13 protein-coding genes are annotated in these 15,054 nt (G+C 74.3%); 10 read left to right on the top strand and 3 right to left on the bottom strand.

The features are described 5' to 3' along the window. Positions 1-6 precede the first annotated feature (6 nt). A complete protein-coding gene (locus tag ABZ810_RS12140) occupies positions 7-1,107 on the bottom strand; it encodes a dihydrodipicolinate reductase (RefSeq protein ID WP_358402375.1) in 1,101 nt (366 codons plus the stop codon). An 85-nt stretch (positions 1,108-1,192) separates the two neighbouring features. On the opposite strand from ABZ810_RS12140, the gene ABZ810_RS12135 reads away from it, so the two are divergent. Further along, positions 1,193-2,302, top strand: a complete 1,110-nt coding sequence (locus tag ABZ810_RS12135) for a glutamate--cysteine ligase (RefSeq protein WP_358402373.1) — start codon at positions 1,193-1,195, stop codon at positions 2,300-2,302. On the opposite strand, the gene ABZ810_RS12130 is transcribed toward ABZ810_RS12135, so the two are convergent. Continuing rightward, entirely contained in the window at positions 2,279-3,082 is an 804-nt protein-coding gene (locus ABZ810_RS12130; RefSeq protein WP_358402854.1) for a helix-turn-helix domain-containing protein, read from the bottom strand. The genes ABZ810_RS12135 and ABZ810_RS12130 overlap by 24 nt on opposite strands. 37 nt (positions 3,083-3,119) lie before the next feature. Here ABZ810_RS12130 and ABZ810_RS12125 point away from each other — a divergent pair, with 37 nt between their 5' ends. Next, positions 3,120-3,737 (top strand): class I SAM-dependent methyltransferase, encoded by a 618-nt coding sequence (locus ABZ810_RS12125; protein ID WP_358402371.1) that lies wholly within the window; start codon positions 3,120-3,122, stop codon positions 3,735-3,737. A gap of 155 nt (positions 3,738-3,892) precedes the next feature. Continuing rightward, positions 3,893-4,780 (top strand): lysophospholipid acyltransferase family protein, encoded by an 888-nt coding sequence (locus tag ABZ810_RS12120; protein WP_358402369.1) that lies wholly within the window; start codon positions 3,893-3,895, stop codon positions 4,778-4,780. 125 nt (positions 4,781-4,905) lie between these two features. Here ABZ810_RS12120 and ABZ810_RS12115 read toward each other — a convergent pair whose 3' ends face one another. Next, positions 4,906-5,394, bottom strand: coding sequence for a WYL domain-containing protein (locus ABZ810_RS12115; RefSeq protein ID WP_358402368.1), 489 nt, complete (start codon positions 5,392-5,394; stop codon positions 4,906-4,908). Between the two features lie 134 nt (positions 5,395-5,528). Here ABZ810_RS12115 and ABZ810_RS12110 point away from each other — a divergent pair, with 134 nt between their 5' ends. Genes ABZ810_RS12110 through ABZ810_RS12080 form a run of 7 tightly spaced genes read left to right on the top strand, consistent with a single transcriptional unit; the run spans position 5,529 to position 14,912 of the window. Next, entirely contained in the window at positions 5,529-6,737 is a 1,209-nt protein-coding gene (locus ABZ810_RS12110) for a hypothetical protein (RefSeq protein WP_358402366.1), read from the top strand. After that, positions 6,734-9,148, top strand: a complete 2,415-nt coding sequence (locus ABZ810_RS12105) for a tetratricopeptide repeat protein (protein WP_358402365.1) — start codon at positions 6,734-6,736, stop codon at positions 9,146-9,148. Before ABZ810_RS12110 ends, ABZ810_RS12105 begins: the two co-directional genes overlap by 4 nt. Before the next feature lie 14 nt (positions 9,149-9,162). Continuing rightward, positions 9,163-10,284, top strand: a complete 1,122-nt coding sequence (locus ABZ810_RS12100; RefSeq protein WP_358402363.1) for a protein phosphatase 2C domain-containing protein — start codon at positions 9,163-9,165, stop codon at positions 10,282-10,284. Then, positions 10,281-11,588 (top strand): VWA domain-containing protein, encoded by a 1,308-nt coding sequence (locus ABZ810_RS12095; protein WP_358402361.1) that lies wholly within the window; start codon positions 10,281-10,283, stop codon positions 11,586-11,588. Before ABZ810_RS12100 ends, ABZ810_RS12095 begins: the two co-directional genes overlap by 4 nt. A gap of 2 nt (positions 11,589-11,590) precedes the next feature. Continuing rightward, positions 11,591-12,511, top strand: coding sequence for an FHA domain-containing protein (locus ABZ810_RS12090; RefSeq protein WP_358402359.1), 921 nt, complete (start codon positions 11,591-11,593; stop codon positions 12,509-12,511). Next, positions 12,508-14,010 carry a hypothetical protein gene (locus tag ABZ810_RS12085; RefSeq protein WP_358402357.1) on the top strand — a complete coding sequence of 501 codons (1,503 nt, stop codon included), beginning with the start codon at positions 12,508-12,510 and terminating at the stop codon, positions 14,008-14,010. The genes ABZ810_RS12090 and ABZ810_RS12085 overlap by 4 nt, the downstream gene beginning before the upstream one ends. A gap of 53 nt (positions 14,011-14,063) precedes the next feature. Then, positions 14,064-14,912: a glutamate ABC transporter substrate-binding protein gene (locus ABZ810_RS12080; RefSeq protein WP_358402355.1), complete on the top strand. Its 849-nt coding sequence runs from the start codon at positions 14,064-14,066 to the stop codon at positions 14,910-14,912. Positions 14,913-15,054: the final 142 nt, after the last annotated feature.

Below are 15,054 nucleotides of genomic sequence, written 5' to 3'. Positions count from 1 at the left end.
CTTGGATCAGCCGGTCAGGAGGCCCCGGCCGGTGAAGAGGGGGAGGGTGAAGGGGGTGTGCAGGCCGGGCGGCGCCTCGGCCACGGCCGGGATCGCGTTGACGACGCGGAGCGCGGTGGCGAGCGTGCCCGGCACGGTGGGGTCCTTGGCGCCGGGGTTGGCGATGTCCATGCGCCACGGCGGCTCGCCGTCGATCTCGACCCGGTAGCCGCCCGCCTCGCCGAACGGCGCCGCGGGCCAGTGCGGCAGCCCGACGTCCTCGCGCAGCCTCGTCACGTGCTCGACCACGATCACCGCGCGCCCGTTCACCAGGCCCGACACCTGGAAGCGCATGCCGGCCGAGGTGCCCGCGGCGATCGTGCCGGCCGGGATCTCGAACGTCTCCGGCGCCGGGCACAGCTCGTACGACTCGGTCACCTCGTCCAGCGCGACGCCGAGCCGCTCGGCGAGCAGGTGCACGACCGAGCCCCACATGATGGTCAGCACGCCGGGCCGCACCATCGGCGGCCGGTGGTCGAGCGGCTTGCCGAACCCGAACTTGCCCACGATGGCCTCGGGCTTGTCCCAGAGGCCGTAGCTCATGACCTCGCTGACCTTGACCGCGTCGATCCGCAGGCAGACGCCGCTGAGGACGATCGGCAGGACGTCGTTCATGAGCCCGGGGTCGAGCCCGGTCGTGAGCAGCGACGCGCCGCCCGCCGCGCACGCCGCCTCCAGCCGCCGCACGTCGTCCTGGTCGGCCGACGGCGGGTGGACGAGCGGGATCAGCGCCGTGGACACCACGTCGATGCCCGACTCCAGGATCCGGCACAGGTCGTCGACCGCGCCGCCGGGCCGGTCGCCGGTCGCGACCTCGCGGCGGCCCGCCGTGCCGACAGCGGTGTAGCTGACGACGTCGGGCCGCGCCGCGAGGAGCTCGGCCGGATCGGCGGTCGCCCGGACACCGGTGGAGCGGCCGATCCCGGCCAGTTCGCCGGCGTCGCGGCCGACCTTGGCCGGATCGCTGACGACGACACCGGCCAGTTCCAGGTCCGGGTGCTCGATGATGGCGCGTAGTGCCTGCCTGCCGACGTTGCCGGTCGCCCACTGTCCCACGCGATACGTCAAGGGCCCTCCAACCAAGCGCTCGTTCAAGATAATTCACGCATTGTCACATGCCGTACTTTCGCGGCGTAGAGGGCAGAACCAGGTCGTGACACCACGGACCTTCGGGGTCGAAGAAGAACTGCTCCTCGTGGACCCGGTCAGCGGGGCACCACGGGCGGTCTCCGGCGCCGTGCTCCGGTACGCGCGCGACAACGGCGTCGAGCTCTCCGGCGACGAGGCCCTCGAGAGCGAGCTCCAGCGCGAGCAGCTCGAGACCGGCACCCGGCCGTGCTCCTCGCTCGCCGAGCTCTCCGACCAGGTCCGCCGGACCCGGAAGGCCGCGGTGCGGTCGGCCCGGGGCGTCGGCGCGGCGGTCGCGGCGCTCGCCACCTCGCCGGTGGCCGTCCAGCCGTCGATCACGCCGTCGCTCCGCTACCGGCGGATGGCGCGGGCGTACGCGCTCACCGCGGACGAGCAGCTCACCTGCGGCTGCCATGTGCACGTCAACGTGGACGGCCCCGAAGAGGGCGTCGGCGTGCTCGACCGGATCAGGCCCTGGCTGCCGCCCCTGCTCGCGCTCAGCGCCAACTCCCCGTTCTGGCAGGGGCACGACACCGGTTACGACAGCTGGCGGCAGCAGGTCTGGGGCCGCTGGCCCTCCAACGGCCCGACCGAGCTGTTCGAGTCGGTCAAGGGCTACCGGGCCGCGGTCGAGGCCATGATCGACACCGGTGCCCTGCTCGACGAGGGGATGATCTACTTCGACGCGCGGCTCTCCCGGCAGTACCCCACCGTGGAGATCCGGGTCGCCGACGTCTGCATGGAGGCCGACGACGCCGTCCTGCTCGCCGCGCTCGTCCGGGCCCTGGTGAGCACGGCCGCCCACGCCTGGCGGGCGGGCGTGCCGCCCGACCGGATGCGCACCGACCTGCTCAAGCTGGCCATGTGGCGGGCGAGCCGCTCCGGAGTGCGCGAGGACCTCGTGCACCCGGTGACCCGGCGGCCCGTCCCCGCCCACGCCGCCGTGCGGACCCTCCTCGACCACCTGGCCCCGGCGCTCGCCGAGTCCGGCGACCTGGACACCACCCGCGTCCTGCTGGCCCGCCTGCTCGAACGGGGCAACGGCGCCCGGCGGCAGCGCCAGGTCTACGCCCGCGCCCGCGACGTGACCGCGGTCGTGGCCGACGCCGTCTCAGCCACGTCCCAGGAGGCGTAGCAGCCCCGGGTCGTGGGCGAACCACCGGTCGAGCTCGGCGGCCCCCACCCGTTCGGCGAGGATCTGCAACGCCGCGTCCTGCCGCACGTACTCGGCCGCCATCAGCGCGACCGCCGGGTCACCGGTGTAGATCCCCCACGCCTCGCCCTCGCCGAACCCGCCGACCACGGCCTCACGCCGGTCCGCGACGACCACGAACAACCGGTAGCCCAGGTCGTCCAGCACGGCCTTGGGCGCCGAGTAGCGGTGGGCGTAGACGTGCCCCACCTCCTCGACCTCCCCGAAGGCGACGACCGAGACGTCGACGCCGCGGTCCTGCGCCGCCCGCACTCCCCCGTGCAGGCGCGCCATCTCCTCCGGCCACACCGAGAGGAAGAGGGACCTCCTGGCCCCGGCCACCACGTCCCCGGCCCGCGCCAGCATCGCCGCGCCGTCCCGCAGCCCGTGGATCAGCGGCGCCTCGGGCGCCGCCACCACCGCGGGCAACGCCGTCCTCAGCGCCTCCACCGACCCGTCGAACTCGCGCCGCAACCGGTCGAGCAGCGCCTCGGCCGGCAGCGGCTGGTATTCCGTGGCGTCCGACGCGCCCCGCACCTCGAACGCAGCCCCGCGCGCCACGAGCTTGCCGAGCGTCTCGTACACCGTGCTCCGGGGCACTCCCGACCGCTTCGCGACCTCGTACCCGTTGATCGGCCTGCCCGCCGCCACCAGCGCCGCGTACGCCTTGGCCTCGTACCCCGACATTCCCAGCCGCTGCAGATGCTCGAGGACGTCATGCATGCTCACCGCCGCCATGCTACGCGGGAGGATCACCCCCATGCTCCTTGACGACGACGCCCTCGAACGTTCCTCCGTCGTGGCCAACAGCGCAATGAACCGCGACCGCGCCCTCGCCGGCTACGACCGCGAACTCGGCCTCGACATCGTCGCCGCCGCCCCCGCCCGCTGGCTCGACCTCTGCTGCGGCTCCGGCCGCGCCCTGCTCGAGGCCGCGCCGCTCCTCCCCCGCACCCGGATCGTCGGCGTCGACCTGGTCGACCACTTCGTGACGGCGGCCCGCCCGCCCCACCTCAGCCTGGTCACCGCCTCGCTCACGACCTGGACCCCGGACGCCCCGTTCGACCTCATCACCTGCGTGCACGGCCTGCACTACATCGGCGACAAGCTCGCCCTCCTCACCCGCGCCGCGTCCTGGCTGACCGAGACCGGCACGTTCGCGGCCAGCTTCCACGCCGGCGGCGTCAAAGCCCCCGGCAGGTTCGGCACCGTGCTGCGCGAACAGGGGTTCGAGTACGACACCCGGCGCCGCCGCGTCTCGCTGGCGGGCCGCCGCGACGTCGCCTTCCCCTACCGCTACCTGGGCGCCGACGACCGGTCAGGGCCCAACTACACCGGTCAGCCCGCGGTCACCTCCCACTACGCCCGGCGGGCCTGACGGCACGGGTGATCTCGGGGGGCTCCGTCCTCACCGGGGCCTACTGCCTGCCGTAACGCGCCGGAGCGGTGTCGCCCATCTCACAGAACGCGCGGACCTGGCGGTATGTCAGCACGGGCTGACCCGCCGGTCAGAGGCTCCCGTAACATGCGCGCATGACCCCCTGGACACCTCCTTCGCGGCACCTGATCCGCGCGGCGAACCTGGCCCTGGAGCCGTGGCGCGCGTGGACCTCGCCGGTCTTCCACGGCCTGGAGAACGTGCCCGGGCGCGGCCCGGCGCTGCTGGTCGGCAACCACACGGTGTACGGCGTGGTCGACGCGCCGCTGCTCTTCTTCGAGATCCACCGGGCGCGCGGCGTCTGGGCGCGGTCGGTGGCCGACCACGTGCACTGGCGGGTCCCGCTGTGGCGCAAGGTGATGGACAGGGGCGGCTCGGTGGACGGGACGCCCGGCAACTGCCGGGCGCTGCTGGACGACGGCCAGATGGTCGTGGTGTTCCCGGGAGGCGCGCGGGAGGCGACCCGGCGCGAGGACGAGCGGTACCGGTTGCAGTGGGACGGGCGGCTGGGGTTCGCCCGGCTGGCGATCGAGGCGGGGTGCCCGATCATCCCGTTCGGGTCGGTGGGCGTGGAGGAGATGTTCACCACCCTCGTGGCCGCCGACAGCCCCGCGCTCGCGCCCGCGCGGGCACTGGGGCGCATGGTGCTGGGCGAACGCGGCAGGCGGGACGACGTGCTGGGCCCGCTGTCGCGCGGGCTCGGGCTCACCCCCGTACCGCGTCCCGAGCGGCTCTACTACCGGTTCGGTGAGCCGATCGACACCACGCCGTGGGCGGGCGCGGCCGGAAGCGACGCCGCCGCGGCCGAGGTGCGCGACATCGCCCGCAAGGCGGTGCAGGGGATCATCGACGGCCTGCGTGCCGAGCAGGCGGCCGACCCGGGACGTACCCCGGTCGGCCGCCTGAGCCAGAGCCTGGGCCGGGGCCTCGGCCGCGGCGCCCGGCTCGTGCCCCACCTGATGCCGGGCCTCGCCCGCCGCTGACGGGGTGGGCGGCGTCGTCGCCACCCACCCCGCGTCCCGGCGAGCCCGACGTCCGAACATGGCCGCGCCACCCGCGAGGCCGCACCGACCGCCCTGGCGGACGGCCCTGGCAGGTGGCGGGGCGGTCAGGCGGCGAGGGCGGTGCGGCGCTGGAAGGGGAGGTAGCGCTCGGCGCGGCGGGGGCGGGCGGGCAGGCCGGTGGACTCGACGGCGAGGATGCGGTCGAAGCGGAACGCGCGGACGCCGCGGCGCATGCGGCACCAGCCGACGAGGTACCAGTGGTCGCGGTGGACCAGGCAGGTGACGGGCTCCACCTCGCGGATGGTGACGTTGGCGTCGGCGTCGCCGTAGCAGAGGCGCACGACGCGGTGCTCGGTGATGGCGGCGGCGACCACGCGGGCGCGGTCGGCGGTGGAGACGTCGAGCGGGCGGGTGAGGGTGGCCAGGGTGGCGGTGACGACGTCGTCGTGGGTGCCGGGGTCGATGAGGTGGCCCAGCGCGCGGCGGGCGGTGGTGGCCTGCGGACCGGCGCCCAGGTGCGCCAGGGACAGCGCCAGGGCGGCGATCTCGGCCGCGGTCAGTGTGCCGGAGGGGTGCGGAGCAACGTTCGCCATGGTTCGATTATATGTTCGAACACTGACATTTTGGAGGTCTTGAGCGGTACGCCGCCGATACGGGAAACTGATCCCTCGAAAAGTGAACGATCTGGGGGAATCGGGGGCTGACACTTGGATCCGGGCGACGGCCGATGAACCGTGACGAGGTGGACCGCGCCCTCCACGACCTCCGGGACGAGAAGGAGCGCATCAGCGCCGCCCTCCTCGACCTGGAGGGGCACCAGGGCCGGCGGCTGCTCGACGGGACGGCGGTGAGCGGCGAGACCGGCCGGCTCCAGGCGGGGCTGCGCTCGCGGCTGACGGAGTTGTGGAGCCTCTTCGACCTCTACGGCGCCGCGCTCGACGCGGCCGAGGAGCTGCGGGCACGGCACCCCAAGCCGGGCCAGGCGCAGCTCGCCGAGCTGACGCGCCTGCTCACCGGGCCGTCGGTCGAGCTGCCGATGGAGGAGGTGCCGATCGAACGGCGGACGCTGCTCTCGTCGCCGACCGGCGAGAAGCTGACCCTGGCCGGGACGGTCGAGCGCATGACCCCGCTGTTCGAAGAGGCCGCGCGCATGGTCGCCGACGTCGACGCGGTCTGGTCGGAGCTCCTGTCGGTGCTCGGCACGGTCGAGGCCGAACGCGGCGAGGTCGCCGCGCTGGCGGCGTCGCTGGGCGGCGGGCCCGACCCCGAGCTCGACCGGGCGTGCCGCGAGATCGACGTGCTCGCCGCCGCGGTGCGCGCCGATCCGCTGTCGTTCAAGAAGGACGGCCGCGCCGACGCCTCGCGGTTGCGGGCGGCCGGTACCGGCCTGGCCGGCGTCCGGCGCCGCCTCGCCGAGGCCGCCGCGTTCCGCGACGGCGCCGAGGCGCGGCTGCGGCAGGCCGCGCTGGCCGTCGACGGGGTGCGGGAGGCCGAGGCGGCGGCGCGGCGGGCCCGCGACGAGGTCCTCGTCAAGATCGCCGCACCGGTGCTGCCCGAGATCGCCGACCGTTCGGCGGTGCTCGTCGACCGGCTCGCGGCGGTCAAGGGACTGCGCGACGCGCGCCGCTGGAACGACCTCGCCGAGCGGGTGCTCGACCTCGAACGCGCCGCGGCCGCCGCGCTGGAGCAGGCCCGCGCCGACCACGACCTCGTCACCGGGCTCCTCGACCGCCGCGAGGAACTGCGCGGGCGCCTCGACGCCTACCGCGTCAAGGCGGGCCGGCTGGGCCTGGCCGAGGACGCCGAGCTCACCCGCATCTACCAGGAGGCGCGCGAGCTCCTCTGGACCTCCCCCTGCGACCTGCGCAAGGCGACCGTGACGCTGTCGGGTTATCAGCAGGCCATCTCATCGCGGACGAAGGGATCGGACCGATGATCCGATGCACGGCACCGGGCTGCTCCGGAACCGTCGAAGACGGCTACTGCGTCATATGCGGCATGCCCCCTCAGTCGGCGAGCGCGGCTCCCACCCCACCGGCTTCCACTCCCGCGGCTCCCAGTGGCACCTGCGCCCAGGCCGGCTGCTCCGGAACGGTGCAGGACGGATACTGCGACGTCTGCGGCATGCCGCCGTCGGCGGGCACGCCCGCGGCGGGCGGCGGGTCGTCCTCCTCCGCGCCGGGCGGATCCGCTCCGGTCACCGGCGGCACACCCTCGGGCAGCGTCCCGTCCGGCAGCCTGCCGTCGAGCGGCTTCGCCACCGGCAGCGTCCGCACGGGCAGCACGCGCACCGGCTCGGCGCGTTCGTCGGGCCGCCGCGGCGCGCTCGGCGCGGGGCTGGTCGAGGTGCCGCGCGTCCCGTACCGCGATCCGTCGACCGCGGTGCTCGCCGACCCCCAGGTCGCGGAAAACCGGCGCTTCTGCAGCGGCTGCGGCGAGCCGGTCGGACGGGCCAAGGGCGACCGTCCCGGCCGCACCGAGGGCTTCTGCGCCAAGTGCGGCGCGGGTTACTCGTTCACCCCCAAGCTCGGGGCGGGCGACCTGGTCGGCGGGCAGTACGAGGTGCTCGGCTGCATCGCGCACGGCGGGCTCGGCTGGATCTACCTGGCCAAGGACAAGAACGTCAGCGACCGCTGGGTGGTGCTCAAGGGCCTGCTCGACGCGGGCGACGCCGACGCGCTGGCGGCGGCCGCGGCCGAACGTGCCTACCTGGCCGAGGTCGAGCACCCCAACATCGTCAAGATCTACAACTTCGTGCAGCACGGCGGCTCCGGCTACATCGTCATGGAGTACGTCGGCGGCCAGTCGCTCAAGGACATCCTCCAGCACCGCCGCAGGCAGCTGAACGAGGACGCGCTCCCCCTCGGCCAGGCCATCGCCTACGCGCTCGAGGTGCTCCAGGCGTTCGGCTACCTGCACGCGCAGGGCCTGGTCTACTGCGACTTCAAGCCCGACAACGTCATCCAGTCCGAAGAGCAGCTGCGCCTGATCGACATGGGCGCGGTGCGGCGGATCGACGACCCGGAGGGCGCGATCTTCGGAACCGTCGGCTACCAGGCGCCCGAGATCGCCGACGCCGGCCCCTCCATCAGCTCCGACCTCTACACGGTGGGCCGGGCGCTGGCGGTGCTGAGCTTCCGGTTCGCCCGCTTCACCTCCGAGTTCTCCGACAAGCTGCCGGCGCGGCAGGACGTGCCGCTGCTGATGCGGCACGAGTCGTACGACCGGTTCCTGCGCCGCGCCACGCACCTCGACCCGGCGGTGCGGTTCCACGACGCGGCCGAGATGGCCGAGCAGCTCACCGGCGTCCTGCGCGAGGTGCTCGCCGCCGAGGACGGCTACCCCCGGCCCGCGCCGTCCGGGTTGTTCGGCCCGGAACGTTTCGCGCCGGGCACCGACACCACCCGGCCGGGCAACGCCGACACCGCGCTGCCGCCGCTCTCCCCCGCCGGCGCGGCGGCGTCGCTGCCGGTGCCGCTGGTCGACGGGTCCGATCCGGCCGCCGGGTTCCTGGCCGGTCTCACCTCGCTGGAGCCGGCACAGCTGGCCTCGACGATCGCGAACGCGCCGCAGCAGACGCCCGAGCTGTCGCTGACGCTGGCGCGGGTGCGGATCGAGCTCGGCGAGCCCGCCGCGGCCCGCGCGCTGCTCGACCAGGTGGCCGCGGAACGGCCGGACGACTGGCGGCTGGAGTGGTACCGCGCGGTGTGCACGCTCGCCGAGGGCCGCGTCGCCGAGGCGCTGCCGCTCTTCGACCGGCTCTACTCGCTGCTGCCCGGCGAGGCGGCGCCCAAGCTGGCGCTGGCCTACTGCCTGGAGGGGCAGGCGCCGGGCGAGGCGGTCCGGCTGTACGAGATGGTCTGGCGCACCGACCAGTCCTACATCAACGCGGCCTTCGCCCTGGCCCGCATCCACCTGGCGGCGGGCAACCGGGCGGCGGCGGTCGCGGTGCTCGACTCGGTGCCGCGCACCTCCATCCGGTACGTGGCGGCACAGGTCTGCGCGGTCGCCACCGCGGTGCGCGGGCGCGCGGTCGACGGCCTGACGGCCGCCGACCTCGTCGGCGCCGGCGAGCGGCTGGGCCGCCTCGACCTGGAGGGCGAGCGCCGCGCCAGGCTCGCCGCCGAGGTCATGGAGGCGGCGATCGCGTGGCTGGGCCTCGCCCCGCCGCAGGCGGGCGGGGCGCAGGGCGGGTCGCTGTTCGGCGCGCCGCTCGGCGACACGGCCGCGCTGCGCCGCGTGCTGGAGGACAACTACCGTGCGATGGCCCAGCACACGCGCGACCGGGAAGACCGCCGCCTCCTGATCGACCGCGCCAACGCCGTGCGCCCGAGGACCTTGTTGTGACGGAGAACCCTGCTGTGACGGAGGACATCGACGTGACCGAGCCGTCCAAGCCGGGCTGCCCCAACTGCACGGAACCGGTGTTCGAGGGCGAGGCGTTCTGCGAGGCCTGCGGCCATCCGCTGACCGCGGAGGCCACGGCCGCCGTCAAGGCGGGCCGGGTGGCGCGCGACGGCGCGACCGCCAAGGCCTTCGCCGGCGCCCGCCCCGGCACCCGCCCGACCCGGCGGACCGAGCCGAACGCGCCCCGGCGGGCGTGCACCGAGTGCGGCGCCACCGCCATCGACGCCGAGGGCTACTGCGAGCACTGCGGGATGCGGCAGCCCGCCGAACGCGACCATGTCGAGGCCGAACTGCCCGGCGGCACGGCGGCCGGCGTCAGCGACAAGGGCCGCCGGTACGCCCGCAACGAGGACGCCCTGGCCATGGCCCCGCTGCCCGGCGGCGTCGCGGTGGTGGTCTGCGACGGCGTCGGCTCCTCGCCCGACCCCGACGACGCCTCCCGCGCCGCGGCCGAGACCGGGGTCGCCGAGCTGACCGCCCGGCTGGCCTCCGGCGCCGGCCCCGAGGACGCCGTGCGCGACGCGGCGCTCAAGGCCGCCGAGGCCGTCGCCGCGCTCGCCGAGTCGCCGTCCAACGCCCCGTCGTGCACGTACGTGTCGGCGGCGACGCGGCGCGACGCCGCGACCGGCGCGGCGTCGGTGACGGTCGGCTGGGTCGGCGACAGCCGCGCGTACTGGCTCGACGGCACCGCCTCCCGGCAGCTGACCGAGGACGACTCGTGGGCCGCGTTCATGGTCGCCGAGGGCGCCCTCACCGAGGCGGAGGCCGAGGCGCATCCCAACGCGCACGTCATCACCGCCTGGCTGGGCGCGGACGCCGACGAGGTGCGGCCGCGGGTGCGCACGTTCTCCCCCGGCGGCGCCGGCACCGTCCTGGTGTGCAGCGACGGGTTGTGGAACTACGCGCCCCGTCCCGAAGACCTGGTGGCCGTCCTGGCCGGGGCGGGCTGCGACCCGGTCCGCGACCCCCTCGGCGCGGCCCGCGCGCTGGTCCGGTTCGCCCTCGAGGCCGGTGGCCGCGACAACATCACGGTGGCCGTCATCCCGGTCGCCCCTGACACGGAGCATGCCCAATGAGCGACCAGCCGCAGTTCAGCATCAAGATCGACCAGAACAAGTTCCTTCCCGAGGGCGGCCGCGAGGTCCATGCGATCGTGTCCGTCGAGTCGACGGGAGCCCCGGTCGGGACGGCTCACCCGGCGTCCGCCGCCGAAGTGATCATCATCGACACCTCGGGGTCGATGTCCTACCCCGACACCAAGCTGCGCGCCGCGGTCGCCGCCGCCCAGGTCGCGGTCGACACGCTGCGCGACGGCGTGTGGTTCGCGGTCATCTCCGGCGCCAACACCGCGTCCATGGTGTACCCCCGGGAGACCACGCTCGTCCGCGCCGACGCGGCCACCCGGCAGCAGGCCAAGCAGGCGCTGAGCCGGCTCCAGGCGCAGGGCGGCACCGCGATCGGCTCGTGGCTGCGGCTCGCCGACCAGCTCTTCGACCCGCACCAGGACGGCATCCGGCACGCCATCCTGCTGACCGACGGCAAGAACCAGCACGAGACGGCCGAGGAGCTCGACGCGGTGTTGTTCCGCTGCTCCGGCCGGTTCGTCTGCGACTGCCGCGGCGTCGGCACCGACTGGGAGGTCGCCGAGCTGCGCAAGATCTCGTCCGCCCTGCTGGGCAGCGTCGACATCGTCGCCGACCCGGCGGGCCTGGTCGCCGACTTCCAGGCGATGACCGAGGCCGCGATGGGCAAGGCGGTCGCCGACGTCGCGCTGCGCGTGTGGACGCCGCAGACCGCCAAGCTGCGCTTCGTCAAGCAGGTGATGCCCACGGTGGAGGACCTGACGGGCAGGCGCGCCGAGTCCGGGCCGCAGGCGGGCGACTACCCGCTCGGCGCCTGGGGCGCCGAGAGCCGCGACTACCACGTGTGCGTCGAGGTGCCGGCGGGCGAGGTCGGCAAGGAGCTGCGGGCCGGCTGGATCAAGCTCGTGCTGCCCGGCGGCGCCGGGCAGGAGGACCAGGTGCTGGCCACCGGCAACGTCCTGGTCCAGTGGACCGACGACGAGGCGGCGTCCACCCGCATCAACCCGCGCGTCGCGCACTACACCGGGCAGGCCGAGCTGGCCGACGCCATCCAGCAGGGCCTGCAGGCCCGCAAGGACGGCGACGAGGACACCGCGACGACCCGTCTCGGCCGTGCCGTGCAGCTCGCCGAGGAGGCGGGCAACGAGGAGATCACCTCGCTGCTGCGCAAGGTGGTCGACGTCGTCGACCCGGTGACCGGTACGGTCCGGCTGAAGAAGAACGTCGAGAAGGCCGACGAGATGTCCCTGGACACTCGGTCGACCAAGACCGTGCGCACGCGCAAGGGAGAGGGGTGACGATGGCGACATGCCCGGCCGGCCACGACTCCGGTGCCACCGACTACTGCGACGTCTGCGGTGAGCGCATCGTCGGCGCGTCCTCCGCGCCGCCCGCGTCCGCCGCGCCGCCGCCGTCGGCCGGCGCGCCGCGCCCGACGATGCAGATGCACGCCGTCGGCGCCGCGCCGGGCACCCCGTGCCCCGACTGCGGCACGCCTTCGGTCGACCGCTTCTGCGAGGAGTGCGGCTACGACTTCGCGACCGGGGGCGGCAGGCCCACCCCGGTGACCGTCACGCCACCGCCGCTGCCCGACTCGCCGCACACGACCGGCCCGGCCCGCCAGATCTCGGCCGAGGAGCTCCAGCGCCGTGCCGCCGAGGCCTCCGCGGCGTCGGCGGCGTCGGCGGCCTCCTCCGGGCCGTCCGGATCCGGCGGATCCGGCGCCGCGTCCCAGGCGCCCGGCGGGCCCCCGGCCACCATCGCCGAGGGCGTGGGGGCGGGGTCCGGTGACGCCGGCGGCGCCGGCGTCTCGACCTGGGTCGCGCTGGTCAACGCCGACCGCGACTACTACGCGACGATCGTCGCCGAGGAGGGGCCCGACTCGGGCGGCATCGCGTTCCCGCCGTACTACCCCGAACGCCGGATCCCGCTGACCTCGCAGCAGATCCGGATCGGGCGGCGGAGCAGCTCGCAGGGCACGCCCGAGATCGACCTGCGCGAGCCGCCGGAAGACCCGGGCGTCTCCCACATCCACGCCGTGCTGCTCGCCAAGCCGGACGGCACCTGGACCCTGGTCGACCCGGGTTCGCGCAACCGCACCTGCGTCAACGGCGCCACCGAGCCCATCCCGTTCAACACCGAGATCCCGGTCGGCGACGGCGACCGCATCCACGTGGGCGCCTGGACCACCATCACGCTGCGACGAGGCGAGGCGACATGACGGCCGTACACCAGCCCCCCTCGGCTCCGCCGCCGGCCGGGCCGATCGCCGGCGGGCCGCCCGCGACCCGGCCGCCGTCCGCCGAGCCCGCCCTGCCCGGCCGCCCGGCGGCCCGCTCCGAGCCGCGCACCGGCGCGGCGCGGCTGGTCCCGCGCACGGTCGCGGGCCGCGTCCGGGTGCTGACCGCGCTGATCGTCGTGGCGCTGGCCGCGCTGCTCGCGGTCACCTGGTCGGCCGTCGCGGACGCGCGCGACGGCGTCCGGGTCATCGGGCACGACGCCGGGCCGCAGGTCGTCGCCACCGGTGACCTCTACTTCCAGCTGATCGAGATGGACGCGCAGCTGGCCGACGCGCTGCTGGTCGGCCGTACGCAGAACCTCGGCGTCAAGCGCGAGCAGGCGCTGGAGTCCTACGACCGGAGCCGCCGCGCCGCCGGCGCCGCGCTGCTCCAGGCGGCCAGGCTCGCCGACGACCCCACCGAGGAGCGCACCGCGCGCGAGCTGCTCGACGCGGTCGCCCGGTACGAGCGGCTCGCCGCCCAGGCGCTGCTGCTCGACGAGCAGACGCCGCACGACGCGGGGCCGCCGCCCGAGCGGGTCCTGGAGACCTACCGGCAGGCCACCGACCTGATGAAGCTCGACCTGCTGCCCAAGGCCTACAACCTGACGCTCGACAACGGCACGCTCGTCCGGCACACCTACGAGGACAAGCGCGACGCGGTGACGGCGGGGCGACTCTGGGTGCTGGGCACCGGCCTGGTGGTCCTGGCGCTGCTGGGCGGGCTGCAGCTCTTCCTGTTCCGCCGGTTCCGCCGGCTGCTCAACCCGGCGCTGGCGATCGCGACGCTCGGCACGCTGGTGTTCGTCGGCGTGGGCTTCACGATGCTCGGCGGCCAGGCCGACCACCTGAAGAAGGCCAAGGAGGACGGCTTCGACTCGATCCTGGCGTTGTCCCGGGCCCGCGCCATCGGCAACAGCGCCAACGCCGACCAGACCAAGTACCTCCTGGACCCGGCCCGCGCCGACACCTACGAGCAGGTGTTCCTCAGCAAGTCGCAGACGATCCTGTACGTCAAGGCCGACAGCCTCGCGCAGTACAGCGGCGCCGTGCAGCAGACCGGCAAGGAGAACGACTACCTGGGCTTCCTGGGCAGCGAGTTCGACCGCAACCGGCTGCCGTCGCAGAGCCAGGCCCTCAACGCCGTGTTCACCGACTACCGCGCCTACCAGCGGGACGACCGTTCCCTGCGTGACCTGGTCGCGGGCGGGCAGCGCCAGCAGGCCATCTCGACCCGGCTGGCGAGCCCCGACTCCAGCTTCGGCGAGTACGACCGGTCGCTCGGCGGGCTGATCAAGATCCACAGCACCGCCTTCAACGACGCGATCAAGAAGGGCGACGACGGGACCGCCGGCTGGAACCTGGTCATCCCGGTGGCCGGGATCGTGCTGGTCGCGCTGGTCCTGGCGGGCGTCCGGCCGCGGCTGTCGGAGTACCGGTGAGGCGTGACGGCGGGAGCGGCATGACGGCGGGAGCGGCGACGAAGGAGCAGAGGATGCGTGGACGCCGGATCGGCGCCGCCGCGATGGCGGCGTTCTCCGTGCTGGGGGCGGCGGGCTGCGGCATCGCCGGGGCCGACGAGGTCTCGCTGGCCGACAAGGACCGGCTGGTCATCGGGGTCAACAAGGACCAGCCCGGGGTCGGCCTGCGCACGGCGGGTGGCGGCTACGAGGGGTTCGACGTCGACGTCGCCCGCGAGGTCGCCAGGCGGCTGGGCGTGCGCGCCGCCGACGTCACGTTCAAGGAGGTGACCTCGGCCACCCGGCAGCGGATGATCCGCGGCGGCGACGTCGACCTCGTGGTGGCCAGCTACTCGATCACCCCCGACCGCAAGCGCCAGGTGGCGTTCGCCGGGCCGTACTACATCGCCCACCAGGACATCCTGGTGCGCGGCGACAGCCCCATCAAGAACGTGCGCGACCTGCGCGGCCGCAATTTGTGCATGGTGCAGGGGTCGGTCTCCTACGAGCGCGTCACCAAGGAGAAGGGCGTGGCGGCGCGGCTGGTGCCGGCGACCGGCTACGCCGACTGCTTCGGCAAGCTGACGGCGGGCCAGGTGGACGCGGTGTCGACCGACGACCTGATCCTCGCCGGGCTGGCCGCGCAGACCGCCGAGTCCGGCGGCGACGCGGCCGACCGGCCCAGGATCGTCAACGCGCCGATCTCGGACGAGGGGTACGGCATCGGGTTGCGGCTCGGCGACGCGGACGGCTGCGTGGCGGTCAACAAGGCCATCACCGGGATGTACCAGGACGGGACGGCGCAGCGGCTCCTGGCCAAGTGGTTCAGCCCGGTCGGGCTCAAGTTCACGACGACGGTGCCGCAGTTCGAGGGCTGCGATTGACCGTTCTCCGGCCGCCACGGCCGCCTTCGGGCGACACGTGACCTGACTCATGGGCCACTGAGATGAGTCGGTTACGCAAGTGCCGGTCCGGGCGTTTGATCGTACGTTATGGTCGCGATCAAAAGCGTTTCCGGTAGTTACC

The organism is Spirillospora sp. NPDC047279 (genome assembly GCF_040643285.1).
GTDB lineage: Bacteria > Actinomycetota > Actinomycetes > Streptosporangiales > Streptosporangiaceae > Spirillospora.
Note: the sequence above shows the minus strand (reverse complement) of the source record. Positions and strands in the feature narration are given on the sequence as shown.